Here is a 19,649-nt window from a genome sequence, read left to right as displayed (position 1 = left end):
CGGATCAGGCCCAGCAGCAGACGGTGTCGCTCCCGGTCCCGAGCAGCCGCCAGCCGCTGCCGCAGCCGGTCGCTTCCCTCGTGCAGTTCCATCATCGCTTCCTTCCTGGCAGGGTGAGGCGGCCGGTCGTCGTGTTCTGCACTGCGCAGGCTGGTTGTTCACCGTCGTGCACCGCGGGCCGTCAGGTGCGCCGGAGTCCGGTGTCAGCGGTGGGCGCCCACGTGGGGCGACCAGTCGGGCCGCTCCGGGAAGTCGAAGTCGACCTCGTCGGTCACTCCGAGTTGTTCGACCATCTTGTGGGCACCGGAGAAGTCGCGGACGAGCCGGTTGCCGCCGGTCGTCGACCGCAGGTCCCCGAGGATCTCCTCGGTGCCACGGATGCCCGCCGCCTCCAGCTCCATCCGCAGCGTGGCGAGGTCCTGTTCGGCGAAGGCCGCCAGAGCCAGCGGCAGGCACCGCACCAGGGCCCGCTGCTGCTCGGGGTTCATCCGGGCGTACAACTCCTTGACGACCTCGACGACGATCGAGCCGTGCGCGGTCTCGTCCCGCAGGTGCAGAGTGGTGATCAGGGAGTGCAGGGGCTGGATCGTGGTGTCCCGGGCCAGCAGGGCGAGCAGGGCGTTGATGCAGGTCTCGGCGACCGCGCCCCAGACCAGGACGGCGACGTCGCGTTCCCACTGCTCCGGCATCCCCGCCAGGACCTGGCGCAGCCGGCGGTAGGTGATGAGCTCCGGCTGTGCGGGCCGTTCGTGGATGCGGCGCAGCTCCCGGGTGCGGTCGATGGCGAGCATGTGCATATAGGTGTGGAAGCTTTCGTCCACGACCGCCTGCTGCACGCTCTTGCGTATGCGGGGATCGTCGCTCCCCGGGAAGACGCCGTGCATCACCAGGTCGAAGGCGGGTTCCGCGATGAGCTGTTCGGTGGCGATGACGCGCTCGTTGTAGCCGATCCACATGCCCGTCAGCACCCGCTGCCTTCGTTCCGGCGAGGCTGCGCGGAAGAGAGGGTGCTCGGCGAACGGCACGATCTCCAGCGGGTAGTCGGGGACCAGTGCGTCGTAGTCGGCCGTCTCCTCCAGGAGTTCGGCTTTGTTCGTCACCGCGGCCCGTCGTGGCCAGGTCTGCACCAGGCGGCGCAGGGTCGCGCTGCCGATGCCCTCCTCCTCGACCCACCCCCGGGCGGCCCAGGTGGTCACCAAGCCCGGCTCCCTGTCTCGCATCGTTTCTCCCGATCTCGTGCCCGTGCACCACCGCGGGCCGGTGGGGACCAGCTGTCCCCGGCACGTCCGAGGCAGATCTCGGTGAGTGGACGGCCCGCGGTTGATTGCATCGTTGCCGACCGCTCTTGATGCTTTCTTGGACATAACTTGGCGCAGGAGGGCCAGGGCTTCTGGTACGCGATCGGGACTGCCACTATGGGTGCCTGAAGCGATGGCGCGGCCTTGGACGACCGGACGTCCGCCGCGCACGGGCGTGAACCGCCCCGCCTCTCCTCGCCTCTCTCCCGGTACTTCCGTCGGAGGACACCTCATGCACGTACCCCTCACCACGGCTGATTTCCTCGACCGAGCCGAGGCAACCGCCGCCAACCGCACCGCCCTTATCGACGAGCCGCTCCAGCCGGCTGCTCCCGTGCCCACGACCGCCTACGGCGGCCTGCTGCGGCGCATACGGGCCTGGCAGGCCGGCCTGGACGCGCTGGGGATCAGCGAGGGCGAGCGCGTCGCGGTCGTCAGCCCCAATTCGGCCCGGCTGCTGGAACTGCTCTACGCGGTCACGGCCAGTGGACGGGTCTGCGTACCGGTCAACTACCGGCTGACACCGCAGGAGATCTCCCACATCCTGCGCCAGTGCGACGCCTCGGTGGTGTTCGTCGACCCCGACGTGAGCGCCGCCCTCGACACGGTCGACGGGGCGAAGCGGTTCGTCCTCGGCGAGCAGACGGAGCGGGAGGTCATGCGGTTCGATGTCGAGCCGCGCCCCTGGTCACGGCCCGACGAGAACGCGGTCGCGACCCTCAACTACACCTCGGGCACCTCCTCCTGCCCCAAGGGCGTCGCACTGACCCACCGCAGCATCTGGCTCAACGCCATGACCTTCGGCGTCCACGCCCGCATCTGGGAAGGGGACGTCTACCTCCACACCCTGCCCACCTTCCACTGCAACGGTTGGGGCGTGCCGTTCCTCCTCGCCGGGCTGGGCGCCAAGCAGGTGCTGCTGCGCCGGATCGACGGCGCGGAGATCCTGCGCCGGGTCCAAGAGCACGGCGTGACCCTGGCGTTCGGCGCCCCCGCCGTGTGGAACGCGGTGATCGAAGCAGCCCGGGAATGGCCGGGCGAGATCCCCGGGCGCGGCCGGGTGCGCGTGGTCTGCGCGGGTGCGCCCGTCAGCGAACAGCTGGTCTCCCAGGTGGAGAACGAACTGGGATGGGAGTTCCTCCAGGTCTACGGCCTGACCGAGACGACGCTGCTCACCTTCAACCGGCGGCTGCCGGGTGCCGAGGGGGACGGCGGGCTGACCCGGGCCGGCGCCCCCGCGCTGGGTGTGCGGCTGCGGACCGGTCCCCAGGGCGAGGTGCTGGCGCGCTCCAACATGGTGCTGGACAGCTACTGGCAGGACGCGGGGGCGAACTCGGCGGCGCTGGAGGACGGTTGGTTGCGCACCGGTGATGTGGGGGCCTTCGACGACGAGGGGCACCTCGTTCTCTTCGACCGGGTGAAGGACGTCATCGTCACCGGCGGGGAGAGCGTGTCCTCGGTGGAGGTCGAGGACTGCCTACTCAGCCACCCTTCCATCGCCGGGGCGGCCGTCATCGGCGTGCCGGACCGACGGTGGGGCGAGACCGTCAAGGCACTGGTCGTGCTCGCCGAGGGGGGCCGCCCCACCGAGGAGGAGATCATCTCCCACTGCAAACAGCGGCTGGCCCGCTACAAGGCGCCCACATCCGTGGAGTTCCGGGACGCCCTGCCGCGCACCAGCAACGGAAAGGTCCAGAAGGGCCGGCTCAGGGAGCCGTTCTGGGCCGGCCACCACCGACGGATCCACTGAACGACGGGATGCCGCCGAAGGCTCGCCGGGGCGGTTGCAGCGTCCCCGACAGCCATCAGCGTCGCAGGCAGTCCCGTCCTACGGGTTCGTCACGGAGGATCCGGGCGAACAGTGACCGGAGTTCCCGTCCCGGGTCCACTCCCAGTTCCTGGGCGAGCGCCCGTCGGATCCGGTTGTAGACCGCCACCGCCTCCGCCTGCCGGTCCACCTCGCACAGGGCAACCATCAGCAGCCACCCCAGCCGCTCGCGGGCCGGGAACCGCGTGCTCAGCGCGGCCAGTTCGGCGATGGCGGTGACGTAGTCCTGCCCCCAGGCCAGCTCGGCCTCCCAGAGGACCTCCAGCGTCGCCAGGCGCAGTTCCTCCAGCCGTGCCGCCTCGCACACGGCGGGCTCGTAGTCCCCGAGCTCGGCGTAGGGCGACCCCCGCCACAGCTCCAGGGACGCCCTGAGTACCCGGCTGGCCTCCGGGTAGTTCCCCTCCCGGAGCAGTTGCCGTCCCTCGCACAGGAGGGACTCGAAGCGCCGGGCGTCCACCCGGTCCGCCTCGACGGCAATGAGGTACCCCTGTGACTCCCGCCGCAGGATCCTGTTCCGCCCCCACGGCGGGCAGTTCGGCTCCAACTGACGGCGGAGGTGCGAGACGTAGCTGTGGAGACTGGCGACCGCGTTACCGGGAGGGCCGGTCGGCCATATGGCCTCGGCGAGGCGCTCGGACCCCACCACCTGCCCCGGGACCAGCAACAGCGCCGACAGCACGGCGCGTTGGCGGGCCGGCCCCAACGGGAGCGGGCCGACGGTGGACGACACCGCAACCGGCCCCAGGATGTTGAAGGACATGCCGGATGGCGGGTTCATAACGGCGTTCACAAGGCCACGCTCTCTCTCGCAACATGGGTTGGCATTAACCACGGGCTCCCCTCCAAGGACAGTGACCTCTCGTCGAGGGCGCGGTTCCCACCGGGCCGGACAGTGGAATTCCGCCGGGGCGTGTGGTCTTCGCCGTTCGGCATGAGAGGGGAGGCGGTCCGGTTCGCAGGCGGACCGCGCGGCACGGGGTGACACTTCAGGATGACGGGAGCCGGCGCCGCAACGGGCGGGTCACGGCGTCGCGCGCGTCGACGGAGCCACCCGGATCACCGCCCCGGAGCCACGGCCCGGGCGACACCCGCCGCCCGCCCCACTTCTGGCACGACCTCCGGAGGTGGGCGCCGCGGGGCCGCAACGGGTGCCGGGAGCGAGCCGCGCGGACAGCCGTAACCCTTCCGGGCGGGAGGCTTTCGGAGCGGGCGCTTCCGACAATCGGCGCACCCGGCCGAGCGTGACCTCGGACGCAGTACCCCCGGGCGTGGCGCGGTGCGGGCCGGTCGGCTGAACCGGGCTCCAACTGATGGAGGAGCACGAGGAGTCAGGAACAACGAGAGCCGCTGGACGCGCGGGCGCGAAGGGCCCGTGACAGCCTCGGGCGCGCGGACCCGCAGGGTTCCATCCGGGCTTGCCTACCTCCGGTTTGAGCGGGTGGGTCATCACTGGTACGAGGGAACGACCATGGACCGGCCCTACCAATACGTTACATATGGGCCATTTGTAGATCACGTGGGGATGCTTACACGCCACAATCGGCCCGTCCAGCGCCCATTGGCACAATTTGGTGGCACCCAAAGCGGATCGAATCGCCTACTGTGAGCCAAGTTTGCCGCAGTAGGGACTTTCGGCACTTTACGCACCTCGAATGCTGCGCTGACCTCGGGCTCCCGTCGAACTTGGGGGAGTCCGGCGCCTCGGGTTGCGCGGCAGAACTGCCAGCACGTTAAGCGAATTTGAGCCATTTGCGGGATCGGGGATCGGCCTTGGTGTTGAACAAGGCGGCTGGATCTCGCCGTTGCGTTGGCTGTAATTGGTCGGTCGGTCCGCGGTGGTCGTCCCATGGCAGCCCAGGGTGCGTCGGACTTTCCCCAACCAACCGCCCGGCTCGGTACAGTGTCCTGACTTCGACCTTGACGCCAGCCGCCTCAGGCACATGTCCAGGCGATGGGAGGCCGGTGTTCGGTGTGCGGCAGGAGGTTGTGCCGTCGAGCGCGGATGACCAGCGGGGCGAGGGGTGTTGCTCTGCAAGTGCGTTCTCGTGCGCCGTCGGCACGCTATCCACACCGCGGTGGCAGTCCAACCCGCGTGCACGGCCGGTACGAACGGTGATTGGTAGACGCTCCGTTGGGTGGGTTGCCTGCCGCGATCACGTTGCTGGTACGCAGGTTCAAGTGCCTTGATGCCGACTGCTTGGCGGTGACATTCGCCGAGCGGACAGCGGGCTCGCTGAGGAGCACCGAGGAGCGAGCCCATGCCATGACCTCGCCCAACCTCTTGAACTGGGCGTCGTGGGCGGTGATCCAGGAGTGCAACCATTTCCGGGATCCATGCTCCCCGTTTCCTGCTTGACGGCACGTGCCTGGGAGGGCGGCCGATGGGTGCTGCGCCATGCCTGAAGCGCCGTCGCGAAGGCGTTGTGGAGTACGACCTCCCATCGCCCTGGTATTGAACTTTTCCGAACTTTCTTCTCTCGTCGGGACTTTATGCCCCAATTCGATGCCAGACTTGGGTGCGTGATCGAACTCAACGGAAGACCGGTTTCGCTCGAAGAGCTCCAGACCCTGGCGCTCACGAACTACGGGCACTTCACCTCGGTGCGCTGCGACGACGGCACCGTCCGCGGGCTGACTCTCCACATGGAGCGGCTTGTCCGTGACTGCCGAGTGGTGTTCGGAACGGACCTCGACCCCGAGCTGGTCCTAAGCTACGTCCGTCAGGCCACCCGAGAACGCACTGGGTCGTTCACCGTCCGGGTGACCGTCTTCGACCCCGCCCTGGAAGTGGGACATCCCGGTGCCGACGCGCATCCGCAGATCCTGGTGACCTCCAGGCCAACAGGCGCAATGCCTCCCCCGCCGCTGAGGGCAAGGACGTTCACGTTCAGTCGGGACACGGCCCTGGTGAAACACGTCGGGCTGTTCGGACAGTTGAAGCTGCGCCGCGAAGCACAGGCAGCCGGCTTCGACGACGCCGTCTTCGTGGAGACCGATGAGCGGGTGTCCGAGGGAGCGACCTGGAACTTGGGCTTCGTGGACGAGACCGGAACCGTGGTCTGGCCCGACGCCCCTGTTCTCCCTGGCATCACCATGCAGTTGCTCCAGGAGGCTCACGAACAGACCGTCACCGCTCCGGTCACCCTCAAGGAACTTCCCCGCATGCGGGCCGCTTTCGCCACGAACACCTCTGTCGGCGTTCGCGCGATCAACGCCATCGACGCCACCGAGTTCGCAACGAATGATCCGGTTCTGGAAAAGCTTCGGAAGGTGTACAGCGCCCTTCCGGGCGAGCATCTGTAACCGAAGCAATGGCGATTGGGGGTCTCACAAGGGCCGCCGGCCGCACCGAAGTGGACGGCCGTACCACTCGTGCCCCAGCGGACGGCAGGAGAAGTCAAGCGCCACGCGAAGCTGTCCGCATGAGCCTGATGGAGTTCGCTGAGAAAGCGTGACGGCCCGCCACCGGCCGCGACCGGCCGGCCAACGTCGAGGAGCGCCCGACCTTCAAACCGGTCCTCGGCCGGCACGTCAGTCGGACCGACGCGGCCACCTCCATGCAGGCCGTCGCGGTGGACGTGCGAAAGGCACTCCAGCGCCCGTTGGAGAGATCGTTCCGCGCGCCCTCATCACCGTGGAGACCTCATCGCCAATCCGGGGCTGCCTGAACCTCAAGGCCCGTGAAGGGATCTCCACCAAGACGACCAAGGCCAGCCTGGAAAACGGCACGATCTCCGACCATCCCTTCGACCGCTACCGCACGACCATCGGCTTCGGCGCGCACACGAGTAACGGCTCCGTACATGCTGGGCTGCAGGCCAACGACGTCCGCCGTCGTTCTCAACAAGCAAAGCCATGAGACGCCGGGCGACAGGAGGTCGTGACGCACGGCTGAGGGGAACGGGGTCTGTGCCTGGCATTCCCTGTTTCATCCGCAACCTGTACGACCTGAGAGGTATGCGTAGATAGGTCCGAGGGGCGACGCATGGGGGTGCTGTTGTCTTCCATGCTGGCTTCATGAGTTGCATAGGTGGTTGCTTGAGTTCCTTCGGCAAGGTGATCGGTGCGGCCCTCGGGCTTGCCGCGGTCGTGACGGCGGTCATGCTGATCCAGAGGGGAAACGTGCTCGGCAAGATGTGGGCCATCACCTACGAGGCATCCTCAACCGGCAACCAGCCAATCTCGATCACCTTCCAGGAGACCCGGGGTCGCTACCCGGGAGAGGACCGCTCCGTCAAGGAGCACACCCTCCCGGCCGTCCAGGCACCGTGGTCGAAGGAGGTCACCGTTTTTGACGGCAAGGAGGCCAAGGTCACCGTTACCCCGCCGCCGGGCGGCACCGCAGGCTGTCGCATCCTCCTCGACGGCGAGAAGGTCCTCGTCGAGAACACGTCGGCCCCCGACAAGCCCGTCGTCTGCACCGCCACTCCCTGATCCCGCCGCGAGCGGCGCCCCTGTTGGGCACTGTCAACTTTGACGATGCATCAGATGGTTAAACGCTCACTGTGGCTCTGGTGCACCATGTTGAAACGAGGGCGCACGCTGGCGAACGCCACGACGGCACAGGGCGCAACGGTGGGCGTTCTCGCAGCGAGCAAAGACGGCCGTGCACTGTACGAGACGCTGGGATGAACCGTCGCTCCCCACTGCCGGGATGGTGTACAAGCCGGTCCACACTGATGTATCGCATGAGCCCCAGGCGTCGCACCAAGCACAGATACCCCGGTGAACACAAATCATCGCAGCTCCGAGATCACCGGAATCTGCGCGTGTCCGAGGTTCACCGGTCTGTCAGTGGAGCTGAACAGCGAACTCGTCGCCAGGACACGCCCGTTGGGGCCCAAGCGACGCCGCGTCACAGTGGGTGATCGGCGCCGGTACGCCGCGCCGGCTGGTGTTCGTCGACCGGTTCCCAGCCACCCTCGTCCATCTTGGCCACGGGACCACGAAGGAGTGTCGGTAGATATGGAAAGTGACGTCGAGGCACCTGTGGCACATCCACTCTGTGACGTTGGTGATGGGGATCCCGTTGGTCAGGCACTTCGATGCGAAGAAGCGGCGGAGCCAGTGGAGAACCATCCTCTCCGGAATATCCACGGTGCCGGCATTTTTTGAACTTCTTTCGCTGGTTCGAGAAGTAGTAGTGGGGGAAGGTCCGGCTGGGATCCTCCGGGTGTCGGAACAGGTAGCCGTTGTGAGTGCCGTGCTGCTCGACGTACCGCTCGATGGTCTGCCTGATCCATGCTGGGAGCGGTACGTCGCGGTACTTCCCGGGCTTGCGGTGTTTGAGGCGGCCGAGCGGCCACGAGGAAGGGCGCGTTGACCTGCGGTTTGATCCCAGTGCCGAGTGTCGTGACGGGAGGTCAGTTTGGCGCGGTGCGCGGTGGGTTGCCGAATCCGCTCCGCTGATGATGTCGTGCCGTTCGGTGTCGGGCAGTGTCGGTTCCCGCGTTGCGGCGTCACTTCTCCAACTGGGCTGCGTGGTCCGGGACATAGGTCTGGAGGTCGCGGGGTGGTCGACGGTAGCCGGTGGACGGGGGCCGGGCCGGAAGTTCCAACACCGGTGGGGGGACCTCGTGGTAGGGCACGGTCGACAGCAGATGGGCGATCATGTTGAGCCGGGCCCGGCGTTTGTCGTCGCTCTCGACGACGTTCCAGGGCGCCTCGGGGATGTCGGTGTGGATGAACATGTCGTCCTTGGCACGGGAGTAGTCCTCCCAGCGGGTCAGTGATTCGAGGTCGATCGGGGAGAGTTTCCAGCGGCGGGTGGGGTCGTCCAGGCGTTGGCGGAAGCGTTGTTCCTGTACGTCGTCGCTGACGGAGAACCAGTATTTGCGGAGCAGGATGCCGTCCTCCACGAGCATCCGCTCGAAGACCGGGCACTGGTGGAGGAAGCGCTGGTACTCGGTGGGGGTGCAGAAGCCCATGACCCGTTCGACACCGGCCCGGTTGTACCAACTGCGGTCGAACAGGACGATCTCGCCGGCCGCGGGTAGGTGCTCCGCATAGCGTTGGAAGTACCACTGGGTGCGTTCGCGTTCGGTGGGCTGGGGGAGCGCGACGATGCGCGCCACCCGGGGGTTGAGGTAGGCGGTGACGCGCTTGATGGTGCTGCCCTTGCCGGCCGCGTCGCGTCCCTCGAAGACCACGACGAGCCGGGCGCCCTCGGCGCGGACCCACTCCTGGAGCTTCACCAGCTCCGTCTGCAACCGGTACAACTCGCGCTCGTACCGGGCCTTCGACAGTTTCCCCGGTGCGCGGGGGCCGCTTTCCTGGTCGTCCGTCATGCCTCGACGGTACGAAGACTTGCGCGGGTGCGGGCGGGCACGGGAGCCGAACGAGGGGCACCGGAGTGTCGGCATCGCCATGACGCCGGGACAGGGCCGGACGGCCCTGTCCGGCTGGCGCGGCACGTCGCAGGCTGGTGAGTGATGCCGGACAGGCATGCCGCATGGCCCGGCTGCGACCGTGCGGCGCGGGGTCGCTCCCGAGGAGGCACGACCATGCCGAACATCCCGCGCAGGGTCAGCGACGTCATGACGCAGCCCGTGGCTGCCGTCGAGCGTGCGGCCGGTTTCAAGGAGATCGTCGGGACCCTACGGCGGTGGCGGGTGAGCGCTCTGCCGGTGGTCTCGGCCGAGCTCCGGGTGGTCGGTGTGGTGTCCGAGGCCGATCTGCTCCCCAAGGAAGGCTTTCGGGAGGCGGATCCGGAACGGCTGGAGCGGCTGCGCGCGCTCGATGACGTACGTCGGGCGGAGGCCGTGACGGCCGGCGAGCTGATGACCAGCCCCGCCGTCACGGTGAGCGGCGACGCCACCCTCGCTCAGGCCGCGCGGACGATGGCCCGGGCGTCCGTCAAACGACTGCCGGTGGTGGACGGGAACGGGTTGCTGGTGGGCATCGTCAGCCGCGCCGACCTGCTGAAGGTGTTCCTGCGCTCCGACGACGAGATCGCGGCGGAGGCGCGGCAGATCCTCACCCAGCTGTTCGCCGCGCCCGCGAAGGACCTGCGCGTCGCGGTCACCGACGGGGTGGTCACACTCAGCGGCCAGTTCCGCGACCGGTCGCTGGTGCCGGTGGTGGCCCGTCTGGTGCGCGGGATCGAGGGGGTGGTGGACGTGGAGTACGACGTGACGGAGGTGGCGACGGTACCCGGTGTCGCGTCGGCGGAGACCTCGTCCCTGTGAATGCCGTGGAGACCTCGTCCCTGTGATGCCGTGCGGCGCTCGGATCGGTGGCTTGCGGCCCTGCGCACGTGGGTTGAGGCTCAGGGCGCGGCAGTTCGACGGTGGGTGTTGTGCCGGCCCCTAGCCGTGCGGGACGACGGCGACCGGGGCGGGGCAGTGGTGCAGGACGGCGTGTGCGATGTGTCCGATGTGCCCGATACGGGCAACGGAGGGCAGGGCCGTGAGGCGGTGGCGGCCGATGACGACCAGGGCGGCGTGCCCGGCGGCGTCGAGGAGGTGGCGGGCGGGCTCGCCGATGACGGCCTGTGCACTCACCTCCACGCCCGGGTGCCTCTCCCGCCACGGTTGCAGCGCCTGGTACACGGATTCCCGTTTGTCGGCCGAGAGGTCGGTGCCGAACTTCAGCGCCGCGCCGAGCCCGTAGACGTGGTACGGCGGTGGGTTCCAGCCGTGCACGACCACGAGCGACGCGGTGCGTACCGCCGCGGCATCGAAGGCGAAGGTGATCACCTCGTCGCAGCGGCGACTGAGGTCCAGTCCGAGGACCACGGGCGAGGCCGCACCGGCAGCCGGGTCGGGCGGGCGTAGCTCCGACTCCTCACCAGGGACCGGACGTTCGGTCGCGCCGGGGGCGCGTACGAGGACGACGGGGCCCTCGGCGTGGGCGACGACGGCCATGGCCACCGAGCCGAGCAGGAACCCGGCGACCCGGCCCACCCCGACCGTGCCGATGACCAGTACTTCGGCGTACTTGGCTGCCTGACAGAGCACGTCCCGCGGCTCCCCGATGACGTGGTCAGCCGTGATGTCGAGACCCGGGTAGCGGAGCCGCAGTTGGTCGGTGACCTCCTGGGGCACGCCCTCCGACCAGCGCCCGGCGGCTTCCTCGCCGGCGGGTGGGGCAGAGGAGCGGGGCCCCTCCCAGGCGTGGACCAGACGCAGGGGCAACTCCCGCAGCAGCGCCTCGCGGGCGCCCCAGTCCGCTGCGGCCAGACCCGCGGGCGAGTTGTCCACACCGACGAAAACGGGGTGCGCCATGGCCACCTCCGGGACGGATCTGCGAGCCGCGTCTCCCACACTGCGCGGCGCGCACGGTCCGCAGCAGGGGCCGCTGGTCCCGGGGGAAGGCCGGTCGGCCCTACGGGCGAGGGGGGTGGCGGGTGTCCCGGTCGGCGGGAGGAAGGGCCGGACGGCCCCTGCCCGGTCACGCGCGGGCCACCACACGCTGTGAAGGTGTCGCGGCCCCGTCGCGACAGCCGCCGTGGGAGGAGGCGTCATGGTGCACGGTCCGCACACGGTCAGCGACGTGATGACTCAGACGGTGGTGGCCGTCGGTCAGGCGGCGCGGTTCAAGGAGATCGTCGAGACCATGGAGCAGTGGAAGGTCAGTGCGTTGCCGGTGCTCGCGGGGGAGGGACGGGTGATCGGTGTGGTCTCCGAGGCCGATCTGCTGCCGAAGGAGGAGTTCCGGAACGCCGAGCCGGACCGGCTGGAGCAGCGGCAGCGGCTGGGCGACCTGCGGAAGGCCGGAGGGCTGACGGCGGGCGAGTTGATGAGCGCCCCGGCGTTGACGGTGCACGCCGACGACACCCTCGCCCAGGCGGCGCGCACGATGGTGCACAAGTCGGTCAAGCGGCTGCCCGTCGTTGACGGTCGCGGAATGCTCCAGGGCATCGTCAGCCGCGCGGACCTGCTGAAGGTCTTCCTGCGCTCCGACGAGGAGTTGGCAAAGGAGGTGCGGACGGAGATCGTCGACCGGCTGTTCACCGGGAGCCCGAAGGACGTCGAAGTCAGCGTCAAGGACGGCGTTGTGGCACTGCACGGTCCGATCCGCGACAGCGCGCTGCTGCCCGTCGTGGCCCGTCTGGTGCGGGCGGTGGAGGGAGTGGTGGACGTGACGTTCGACGACGTCCACGTAGGACGGGAAACGGTGGAACACCGGGCGGCCCGCTGAGCCCATGTCCGGCGCGCATCCACCCAGTTGGCGAGCCGAGCGCGCGTCACCGGACAGGCGTCGGGCGATGGCGGAGCTGGAGCTGGGGTGGGCGGAACCCTCCGGTGGTCCGGGGGCGGGCGGGACCGGGGGCCCGGAACGGGCGTCCGTGCGTTCACTGCTGGTGGCGTCGCAGCCGCGCATCCAGCGCTTCCCACTCCTCCTCCCACTGGGCATAGCGCCTGCGGTCCAGCAGATGCACGCCCGTCCTCTGTGCGCCGAGGAGCAGCAACCCGGTGCCGGCGGCGCTCACCGTGCCGACCACCGCGCTCCGGGCAAGGGAATCCGTCGGGGTGGTGGGGTCCGGCACCAGCGCTCCGTGCCGGTCCAGCCAGACGGTCGTCGGGTCGCCGACGTGCGCGCCGGGCGTCACGGCCGTCTCTCCCGTCCGCACGGTGCGGTCCGCGGCGGTCCAACGCACGGTCGTGTGCGTCGGGCCGCCCGGGCCCGCCCCGGTGTCCAGGCCGATGCGGGCGGGCGCGTCCCTCGTCACGACGGCCGAGACGCGATGCCAACCGGCCTGCTGCTGACGGGACGCCGCGTCCACCGCATGCCCCGCCGCGACACCCGCGGTCGGGACCCCCACGGTGATCAACACCCAGGTGGCCAGGGCCAACCACGACTGCGCCACGTCCGTGCCCCGCCGAAGCGGACCGGGGCGCCACGGTCGGTGCAGCTTCTTCCGAGACATCACACACCCCCATCACCTGCTGTTTCGACACTCCCACCGCAGGACGGAGGGGAAGGAGGGCCGAACGGGCACGATCAAGGGCCGGCGGTATGCGCGGACCGGCCGGTCAGGGACCGTTCGGCCCTGGTATGTCGTCACCGCCGGCGCCACCATGGACAGGGGCTCGGATTCACCGTCGGAGGGCCTGATGAGCGAGACGGACGCCTGCGCGGCGCAGCGGCCGATCCGGGTCTTCCTCGTCGACGACCACGAGGTCGTCCGGCGCGGGGTCCGGGACCTGCTCGACGCCGAACCCGACATCGAGGTGGTGGGTGACGCCGGTACGGCCGACCACGCGCTGGCCCGTGGACCGGCGCTGCGGCCGGACGTCGCGGTCCTCGACGTCCGGCTGCCGGACGGGGACGGCATCACGGTGTGCCGGGAGCTGCGCTCGCGGATGCCGGGGCTGGCCTGCCTGGTCCTGACCTCGTTCGACGACGATGACGCGCTGCTGGACGCGATCATGGCCGGGGCCGCCGGCTATGTGCTGAAGGAGATCAAGGGGGCGGACCTGATCGCCGCCGTGCGGACGGTGGCCTCGGGGCGTTCGATGCTCGACCCGGCAACCACGGCACGGCTGATGCGGCGCCTGCGAGCCGACGAAGAACAGGACGCGCCTCCCGAGGAAGGGGTGTTGTCCAGCCTGTCGGCGCGGGAGCGGCAGATCCTGGAGCTGATCGGCGAAGGGATGACGAACCGTCAGATCGGTGCGCGGCTCTACCTGTCAGAGAAGACGGTCAAGAACCACATCTCCCGGATGCTGGCCAAACTCGGCGTCGAGCGACGCATCCAGGCCGCGGTGCTCGCCACGCGGAGCGTTCCGTCGACCGTCACGGAAGCAGGGCACGGTGGGTAGCAGGGAACCAGAGCGTCGGAGCCCGGCACCGGGCCCCGACGCGTTGCCAGCCGCGGCGGTCACGCGCCCGATGCGCCCCCGGCACCCGCGGTCGGCGGCACCGGCGCCCCCGGCACACGGATGCGCCGTCCGCTGAGGTGGGTCGGCCGGATGGCGATCCACTGATACCGGCCGCTGCCCACCCAAGGGGCCGAGTACGCCTGCTCCTCGAACTTGCGGGATTCGTAGAAGCCGGTGACCACCTCGGCCGGTCCCACGGCGAGCACGCTCCATCCCTGGCTGAAGGCGTCGTCGAGGTGGTCGACCTCCAGCGCGGCCTGGTGGCCGGCCGCGGCGGACGGGCCGGAGCCCGCCTGGGTGCGGTAGGCGATCACGTTGTCGATGACGGAGTAGTTGACGGGGAAGACGGCGGGGGCGCCGTCGAGGGTGACGGCCACCCTGCCGACGCCGTGGGTGGAGAGCAACTCCCGGCATTCGGTGGGGCCGAGCGCGAGCACCTCCGGATGCGCGCCGGCCTTGCCGAAGCCCGGAGGGAGATCGACGGTGCCGCCGGTCAACTCGGCGACCGTGGTGTTGAGCGCACCGGCGAGGCGCAGCAGGAACCCGATGCTCGGCTCGGCCGCGCGCTCCTCGATGTACTCCAGGTAGCCGGGCGACGCGCCGGCCCGGGCCGCGACGTCCTCGCGGGTCAGCCCCAACTGCTGCCGGTGCAGCGCCACGCGCCGCCCCAGATCGCTGCACGGCCGCGCCGGCTCGGGACCGGAGCCGGATGCCTGGTCGTTCGTCATCGGGCACACCTTCCTTCGGCGCACGATTGCGTTCTCGTCCCCAACAAGCCCTCGCCCTCAACAAGCCCTCGTCCCCGCCAAGTTCTCGACTCCGCCATGTTCTCGTCTCCGCCGTGGGCTCAGCCGTGCGGCACGATCGCCACGGGGCACGGCGCGTGGTGGACGGCCGCATGGACGACATGGCCGATGCGCGGGGGCAGGCGGCCGAGGTGCGGGCGGCCGACGATCAGCAACTGGCATCCCGCCGCACCGTGCAACAGGGCCGGCGCCGGGCTCTCCAGCACCACCTGCTCCTCCACCCGCACGTCCCGGAACTCCTCCCGCCACGGTCGCAGCGCCTCGGACAGCTCCTCCCGCGCACATCGAGCCGCCTCCTCGGCGCTGGCCCGCTCCGCGGCGCCGTCCCGGTCGTCGGCGAACGGGGGCAGGTTCCGGCCGTGCACGGCACGGAGCGGGACGGCCCGCCGGGCGGCGGCCTCGAAGGCGAAGGCCAGCAGCCCCTCGCCGGCGTCGTGCAGGCTGACGCCGACGCCGATGCTGCCCGCTTCCTCGGCCGCCGCACTGTCCTGTTGGGCCCTTACCAGGACGATCGGGACCGCGACCCGCGGCACCAGGTCAAGGCCGGTTTCGCCCAGCGCGAAGCGCGCCACCGGGCCAAGCCCACGGGACCCCAGGGCCAGCAGGTCCGCCCGCTCGGCGGCCTCGGTGAGGGCGTCCAGCGGCCGCTCGCGCACCAGAACCGCCTCGACCGGTACCCCCGGCTCCGCCGCCTCGACCGCGGACCTGGCCTCCTCGATGACGCGGTCGGGCCAGTGCGGCATCTCCTGCACCCACGGAGCGGCACCGCGCGACTGCGCCGTCAGCGGTTGCCAGGCGGTCAGGAGCCGCAGCCGGGACTGCCGCAGCCGCGCCTCGTGCGCCGCCCACTGCGCCGCGGCCAGCGCGTGCGGCGTGCCGTCCACGCCGACGGTGAGGACGTTCTGTATCACGGGGACCGGCCTTCCTCGGACGGGGGCGACCTCAGGTCTTCGGAGACCGACACCACCCCGTCGACGCTCTCGCACATCCGCACCAGCACGGGAACCAGCAGCGGGTCCGCCACGCTGCCGTGCAGGGCCACCTGCCCCCGCTGGACGTCGACCGTCACGCCCGCCGCACCCAGCCGCGCCGTGCGCCCGATGACCTCACGCCGGATCTCCTCCCGGATCGCCCCGTCCTTGCGCAGGAAGACCCGCAGCAGGTCGGCGCGGCTGACGAGGCCCAGCAGAGCGTCCGTCTCGTCGACCACGGGAAGCCGCTTGACGTGCTGCACCTCCATCAGGCGTGCCGCCTCCACCACGGTCCATTCCGGGTGGGCGCACACCGCCGGAGCGGACATCAGCTCTCCGGCGGTGCGCCCCTCCGCCCGGGCCCGTTCCCACGCCTCCAGATGAGGCAGCGCCGTCAGTCCGGACAGATCGGGCCGGTCCGCCGCCTTCCGCAGCAGATCGGCCTCCGAGACCACGCCGGCCGGCCTGCCCAGGCTGTCGAGCACCGGCACGGCGCTCACCGCGTTGTCCGCGAGCGCCTGCACGATCTCCTTGAAGGGAGTGTCGATCCGCACGCTCGCGACCTTCCGAGTCATCAGCTCACCTACCGTGCGGTGCTCCATCTCCGGCTCCTTCCACGCGGTGACCGGCGGTGCGGCCGTATCTCCAGCGTGGCCGCTGCGGTGCGCGGTCCGGCATGAGCCACTCGGCCCCATCGACCGGCCGGCCGTCCCCGACGGGCCGACCGGCACCCGGTCAGGGGCCCTATGGCCCCTGACCACGACGAGGGCGCTCCGCGACGCTGAAGAGGACCCTGCCGACCACACCGTCCGGGAGGCTCCCGGTGCTCACCCACTCCACCCTCGATGACACGGCCGTCAGGTCGCTGGTGGCCGAGGCGGTCACGGCGCCCTCGATGCACAACGCCCAGCCGTGGCTCTTCGAGTACTCTCGGGCGTCGCGCACCATGGTGCTCCTGGCCGACCTGGACCGCGCGCTGCCGCTGGCCGATCCCACCACCCGTGAGCTCCATCTCGGCTGCGGCGCGGCCCTGTTGAACCTCCGCGTCGCGGCGGCACACGTCGGCCACCGCACCGTCACCACGCTGCTGCCGGCCCCGCGCACCCCTACGCTCCTGGCGTCCGTGCGGTTCGACGTGCCGCACGGCCCCCTGGAGGTGGGCCTCTCCGGCCTCCACGACGCGATCCGCGCCCGGCACACCAGCCGCCTTCCGTTCACCGAGCGACGCATCCCGGACGGCCTCCGTGCGGCCCTGGTCGACGCGGCGGCCGGGGAAGGGGCGGCCCTCGCGTTCTTGACCACCCCGCACCGCGAGGCCGTGCTCGACCTCATCCTGCACGCGGAGGGCTACGACCGCATGGACGACGGCCGCGAGGTCGAACAGCGCGGTTGGACCCGCGACACCTCCGCCGCATCGCCGGCGGACGGGATCCCCGAGTCCGCCTTCGGCCCCGCCAAACGCGGCGGCGCGGCCCCGCTACGGGACTTCGCCGGCCGCCGCCCGATCCCCGGACGCCCCTACGCCGACTTCGAGCAGAGCCCGCAACTGGCCTCCCTCAGCACCACCCACGACGCCCCGGCCGACTGGCTGCGCGCGGGCCAGGCTCTCCAACGCGTCCTGCTCCTCGCCACCCGCCAAGGGCTCGCCAGCTCCTTCGCCACCCAGCCCCTGGAATGGCCCGACCTGCGCTGGCTGCTGCGCGACCCGCGCTCCGGCGCCGGCCACGTCCAGATGATCCTGCGCCTCGGCTACGGCCCCGACGGCCCGAGCACACCGCGCCGACCGGTGGACGAGGTCCTGACGATCACGCCATGAGCCCCTGGACACCGAGCAGTTCGGCCTACCCACCACCGGTCTCGGCAGGCATGAGAAAGACGAACCTCAGGAGGAGAGCGAGAAGTAACCCTCGGTGCGCCTCCTCCTCTTGACGGAGGTGGAGCCGCGGCACGGTGCGGAGGCCGTGCAACGACGCCTGCATTTCGACGAGTTGTTCCGGCGGCGGGGCGTCCGGTGCGTCGGCGGGGCGAGTTGTGCGGCCATGGAACCGGCGCTGCCGCGCCGCGAGTTGGGGAGCGGAGGCCATGAGGAGCGCACGGTAGGGGGAGGCGGGGCGCGTTGTCGTGGGTCCCGGGCGGGGACCGCGGCTACTCGGGGACGGGCGCCGACCAGACCAGGCGGGTGCCGCCGTCCTCCGGTGTGTCGACGGCCATGGTGCCGCCGAGCTCTTCGGCGCGTTGGGCGAGGTTGCGCAGGCCGCTGCGCCGGTTGTTGTGCTCGGGGATGCCCACCCCGTTGTCCGTGACGGTGAGGGTCAGCCGTCGGTCGCGGAGGACCAGGGCCACGTCCGCCGCGCTGGCGTGGGCGTGCCGGGCGACGTTGCTGAGCGCCTCGCCGAGCGCGGCCAGGACCTGCTCGGCGAGCTCGTCCGGTACGTCGGTGTCCAGAAGTCCTTCCATTCGGAGGGAGGGGGTGAAGTCCAGTGCGCGGGAGGCTTCTTCCACTGCCGTGACGGTGCGTGCCCGTAGGCGCTGCCTACCGGGTGTCGGGTCGCGGGGGCGGAGCCCGAAGATGGTGGAGCGGATGATCTTGATGGTCTCGTCCAGGTCGTCGACCGCGCGCAACAGGCGCTCGCTCGCCTCGGGGTGCTCGACGAAGCGGACGGTGCTCTGGAGGGTCATCCCGATGGCGAAGAGCCGTTGGATCGCCAGGTCGTGCAGGTCGCGGGCGATCCGGTCATGGTCCTTGAGCAGGGTCACCTGCTCCGCGGCGCAGCGTTGTTCGTCGAGTTCCATGGCGAGGGCGGCCTGGCCGGCGAACGTGAGCAGGGGAGTGGTCTCCGGGGCGGTGAACGGCGCGCGTCCGCGCAACCGGGCCAGGAGGAGGACGCCGCGGAGTCGGGCGCGGGTGGTCATGGGGACCGCGACCGCGGGCCCCAGCCCCTGCCAGCGGGGCGGGCCGGCCGTCACCCTCGGGTCGTGCTCGATGTCCTCGCTGATCAAGGGGCGTTCGGCGTCGAGCGCGGCGCCCGAGAACGATCCGCGGCGGGGGAGGACCAGACCGCGGTGGGCGTCGGCGTCGACCCCGGACGCCACCTCCATGCGCAGGCGGTCGCTGCCTATCGGCAGGGCCAGGACCGCCAGGTCGGCGGAGAGGATGCGGGCGGCGTGGTCGACGATCGTCGAGAGCACGTCCTTCTCCTGCGCGCCCGGAAGCAGTCGGGACACGATGTCGCCGTTGGCTTCCAACCACTCCTGGCGGTGGTGGGCTTCCTCGTAGAGCCGGGCGTGTTCGACGGCAACTCCGGCGGCCACCGCCAGCGTTGCCAGCACGGTCTCGTCCTCGTCGGTGAAGGGGCCGCCGCCGCGTTTCTCGGTGAGGTAGAGGTTGCCGAAGACCTCGTCCCGGACGCGTATGGGCACCCCCAGGAACGTGTGCATCGCCGGGTGGTTCGGTGGGAAGCCGTAGGACGCGGGATGTCGGCCCAGTTCTTCCAGCCGTAGCGGTACGGGGTGGCGGATCAGCTCGCCGAGGATTCCGTGTCCCGCCGGCAGGGCGCCGATGGCCGCGAACTGCTCATCGGTGAGGCCGACCGGCAGGAACTGGCTGAGCCTGCCGTCCGCGCCGATCACCCCCAGCGCGCCGTAGCGCGCGTCGGTGACGACGGCGGCGGCCTCGACGATCTGGCGCAGGACCTGCTGCACGTCCAGCCCCGTGCCCACCGACAGAATGGCTTCGAGCAGGAGGTGGTGGGGCCCACCGGCCGTCGCCTGCACGGTGTGCAGGCGCTCCAGCAGGTCCTGCGGCAGCGTGTGCCCCAGTGCACGCAGACCGTTCGCCCGGCCGGATCGCTCTGCCACGACAATGCTCCGCTGCGCCGGGTCCGGCTGACCCGGCCACACCACTCACGGTAGTGCGACGA

At 70.4% G+C, this 19,649-nt stretch carries 17 protein-coding genes; 8 read left to right on the top strand and 9 right to left on the bottom strand.

Translation table 11 applies throughout. The annotated features are described in order from the left end of the window. Nucleotides 1-203: 203 nt before the first annotated feature. Nucleotides 204-1,220, bottom strand: coding sequence for a 4-aminobenzoate N-oxygenase (locus tag PV796_RS01785; RefSeq protein WP_342456874.1), 1,017 nt, complete (start codon nucleotides 1,218-1,220; stop codon nucleotides 204-206). A gap of 310 nt (nucleotides 1,221-1,530) precedes the next feature. Here PV796_RS01785 and PV796_RS01780 point away from each other — a divergent pair, with 310 nt between their 5' ends. Beyond that, entirely contained in the window at nucleotides 1,531-3,048 is a 1,518-nt protein-coding gene (locus PV796_RS01780; RefSeq protein ID WP_274910985.1) for an AMP-binding protein, read from the top strand. A gap of 55 nt (nucleotides 3,049-3,103) precedes the next feature. Here PV796_RS01780 and PV796_RS01775 read toward each other — a convergent pair whose 3' ends face one another. Beyond that, nucleotides 3,104-3,886, bottom strand: coding sequence for an AfsR/SARP family transcriptional regulator (locus tag PV796_RS01775; protein ID WP_274910984.1), 783 nt, complete (start codon nucleotides 3,884-3,886; stop codon nucleotides 3,104-3,106). A gap of 1,760 nt (nucleotides 3,887-5,646) precedes the next feature. Here PV796_RS01775 and PV796_RS01770 point away from each other — a divergent pair. The 3 genes from PV796_RS01770 to PV796_RS01760 all read left to right on the top strand — a co-directional run bounded on the left by PV796_RS01770 (nucleotide 5,647) and on the right by PV796_RS01760 (nucleotide 7,560). Further along, nucleotides 5,647-6,429, top strand: a complete 783-nt coding sequence (locus tag PV796_RS01770) for an aminotransferase class IV family protein (protein ID WP_274910983.1) — start codon at nucleotides 5,647-5,649, stop codon at nucleotides 6,427-6,429. Nucleotides 6,430-6,760: 331 nt separating this feature from the next. Further along, nucleotides 6,761-6,985, top strand: a complete 225-nt coding sequence (locus tag PV796_RS01765) for a hypothetical protein (protein ID WP_274910982.1) — start codon at nucleotides 6,761-6,763, stop codon at nucleotides 6,983-6,985. A gap of 179 nt (nucleotides 6,986-7,164) precedes the next feature. Continuing rightward, nucleotides 7,165-7,560 (top strand): hypothetical protein, encoded by a 396-nt coding sequence (locus PV796_RS01760; protein ID WP_274910981.1) that lies wholly within the window; start codon nucleotides 7,165-7,167, stop codon nucleotides 7,558-7,560. A gap of 1,025 nt (nucleotides 7,561-8,585) precedes the next feature. On the opposite strand, the gene ppk2 is transcribed toward PV796_RS01760, so the two are convergent. Then, a complete protein-coding gene (gene ppk2, locus PV796_RS01750) occupies nucleotides 8,586-9,413 on the bottom strand; it encodes a polyphosphate kinase 2 (RefSeq protein ID WP_274910979.1) in 828 nt (275 codons plus the stop codon). A 216-nt stretch (nucleotides 9,414-9,629) separates the two neighbouring features. On the opposite strand from ppk2, the gene PV796_RS01745 reads away from it, so the two are divergent. After that, the gene (locus PV796_RS01745; RefSeq protein WP_274910978.1) at nucleotides 9,630-10,313 is read left to right on the top strand and encodes a CBS domain-containing protein; all 684 of its coding nucleotides are present in this window, start codon (nucleotides 9,630-9,632) and stop codon (nucleotides 10,311-10,313) included. Nucleotides 10,314-10,433: 120 nt separating this feature from the next. Here the strand turns inward: PV796_RS01745 and PV796_RS01740 are convergent, their stop codons facing one another. Then, nucleotides 10,434-11,351 carry a universal stress protein gene (locus PV796_RS01740; protein ID WP_274910977.1) on the bottom strand — a complete coding sequence of 306 codons (918 nt, stop codon included), beginning with the start codon at nucleotides 11,349-11,351 and terminating at the stop codon, nucleotides 10,434-10,436. Nucleotides 11,352-11,589: 238 nt separating this feature from the next. Here PV796_RS01740 and PV796_RS01735 point away from each other — a divergent pair, with 238 nt between their 5' ends. After that, nucleotides 11,590-12,267 carry a CBS domain-containing protein gene (locus tag PV796_RS01735; protein WP_274910975.1) on the top strand — a complete coding sequence of 226 codons (678 nt, stop codon included), beginning with the start codon at nucleotides 11,590-11,592 and terminating at the stop codon, nucleotides 12,265-12,267. 154 nt (nucleotides 12,268-12,421) lie between these two features. On the opposite strand, the gene PV796_RS01730 is transcribed toward PV796_RS01735, so the two are convergent. Continuing rightward, nucleotides 12,422-12,997 (bottom strand): Rv1733c family protein, encoded by a 576-nt coding sequence (locus PV796_RS01730; protein ID WP_274910974.1) that lies wholly within the window; start codon nucleotides 12,995-12,997, stop codon nucleotides 12,422-12,424. A gap of 187 nt (nucleotides 12,998-13,184) precedes the next feature. Here PV796_RS01730 and PV796_RS01725 point away from each other — a divergent pair, with 187 nt between their 5' ends. Beyond that, nucleotides 13,185-13,892 (top strand): response regulator, encoded by a 708-nt coding sequence (locus tag PV796_RS01725; protein ID WP_274910973.1) that lies wholly within the window; start codon nucleotides 13,185-13,187, stop codon nucleotides 13,890-13,892. Between the two features lie 59 nt (nucleotides 13,893-13,951). Here PV796_RS01725 and PV796_RS01720 read toward each other — a convergent pair whose 3' ends face one another. The 3 genes from PV796_RS01720 to PV796_RS01710 all read right to left on the bottom strand — a co-directional run bounded on the left by PV796_RS01720 (nucleotide 13,952) and on the right by PV796_RS01710 (nucleotide 16,331). Beyond that, nucleotides 13,952-14,680, bottom strand: coding sequence for a helix-turn-helix domain-containing protein (locus PV796_RS01720; protein WP_274910972.1), 729 nt, complete (start codon nucleotides 14,678-14,680; stop codon nucleotides 13,952-13,954). A gap of 119 nt (nucleotides 14,681-14,799) precedes the next feature. After that, nucleotides 14,800-15,669, bottom strand: a complete 870-nt coding sequence (locus tag PV796_RS01715) for a universal stress protein (RefSeq protein ID WP_274910970.1) — start codon at nucleotides 15,667-15,669, stop codon at nucleotides 14,800-14,802. Next, nucleotides 15,666-16,331: a CBS domain-containing protein gene (locus tag PV796_RS01710; protein ID WP_274910968.1), complete on the bottom strand. Its 666-nt coding sequence runs from the start codon at nucleotides 16,329-16,331 to the stop codon at nucleotides 15,666-15,668. Before PV796_RS01710 ends, PV796_RS01715 begins: the two co-directional genes overlap by 4 nt. A 221-nt stretch (nucleotides 16,332-16,552) precedes the next feature. Here PV796_RS01710 and PV796_RS01705 point away from each other — a divergent pair, with 221 nt between their 5' ends. Next, nucleotides 16,553-17,545: an Acg family FMN-binding oxidoreductase gene (locus PV796_RS01705; protein ID WP_274910967.1), complete on the top strand. Its 993-nt coding sequence runs from the start codon at nucleotides 16,553-16,555 to the stop codon at nucleotides 17,543-17,545. A gap of 329 nt (nucleotides 17,546-17,874) precedes the next feature. On the opposite strand, the gene PV796_RS01700 is transcribed toward PV796_RS01705, so the two are convergent. Further along, nucleotides 17,875-19,587, bottom strand: a complete 1,713-nt coding sequence (locus PV796_RS01700; RefSeq protein WP_446750551.1) for a GAF domain-containing sensor histidine kinase — start codon at nucleotides 19,585-19,587, stop codon at nucleotides 17,875-17,877. Between the last annotated feature and the right edge of the window lie 62 nt (nucleotides 19,588-19,649).

Origin of the sequence: Streptomyces sp. WZ-12 (assembly GCF_028898845.1) — a bacterium.
GTDB lineage: Bacteria > Actinomycetota > Actinomycetes > Streptomycetales > Streptomycetaceae > Streptomyces.
The sequence above is the reverse complement of the archived record's forward strand: the minus strand, read 5'-3'. Positions and strand labels throughout refer to the sequence as shown.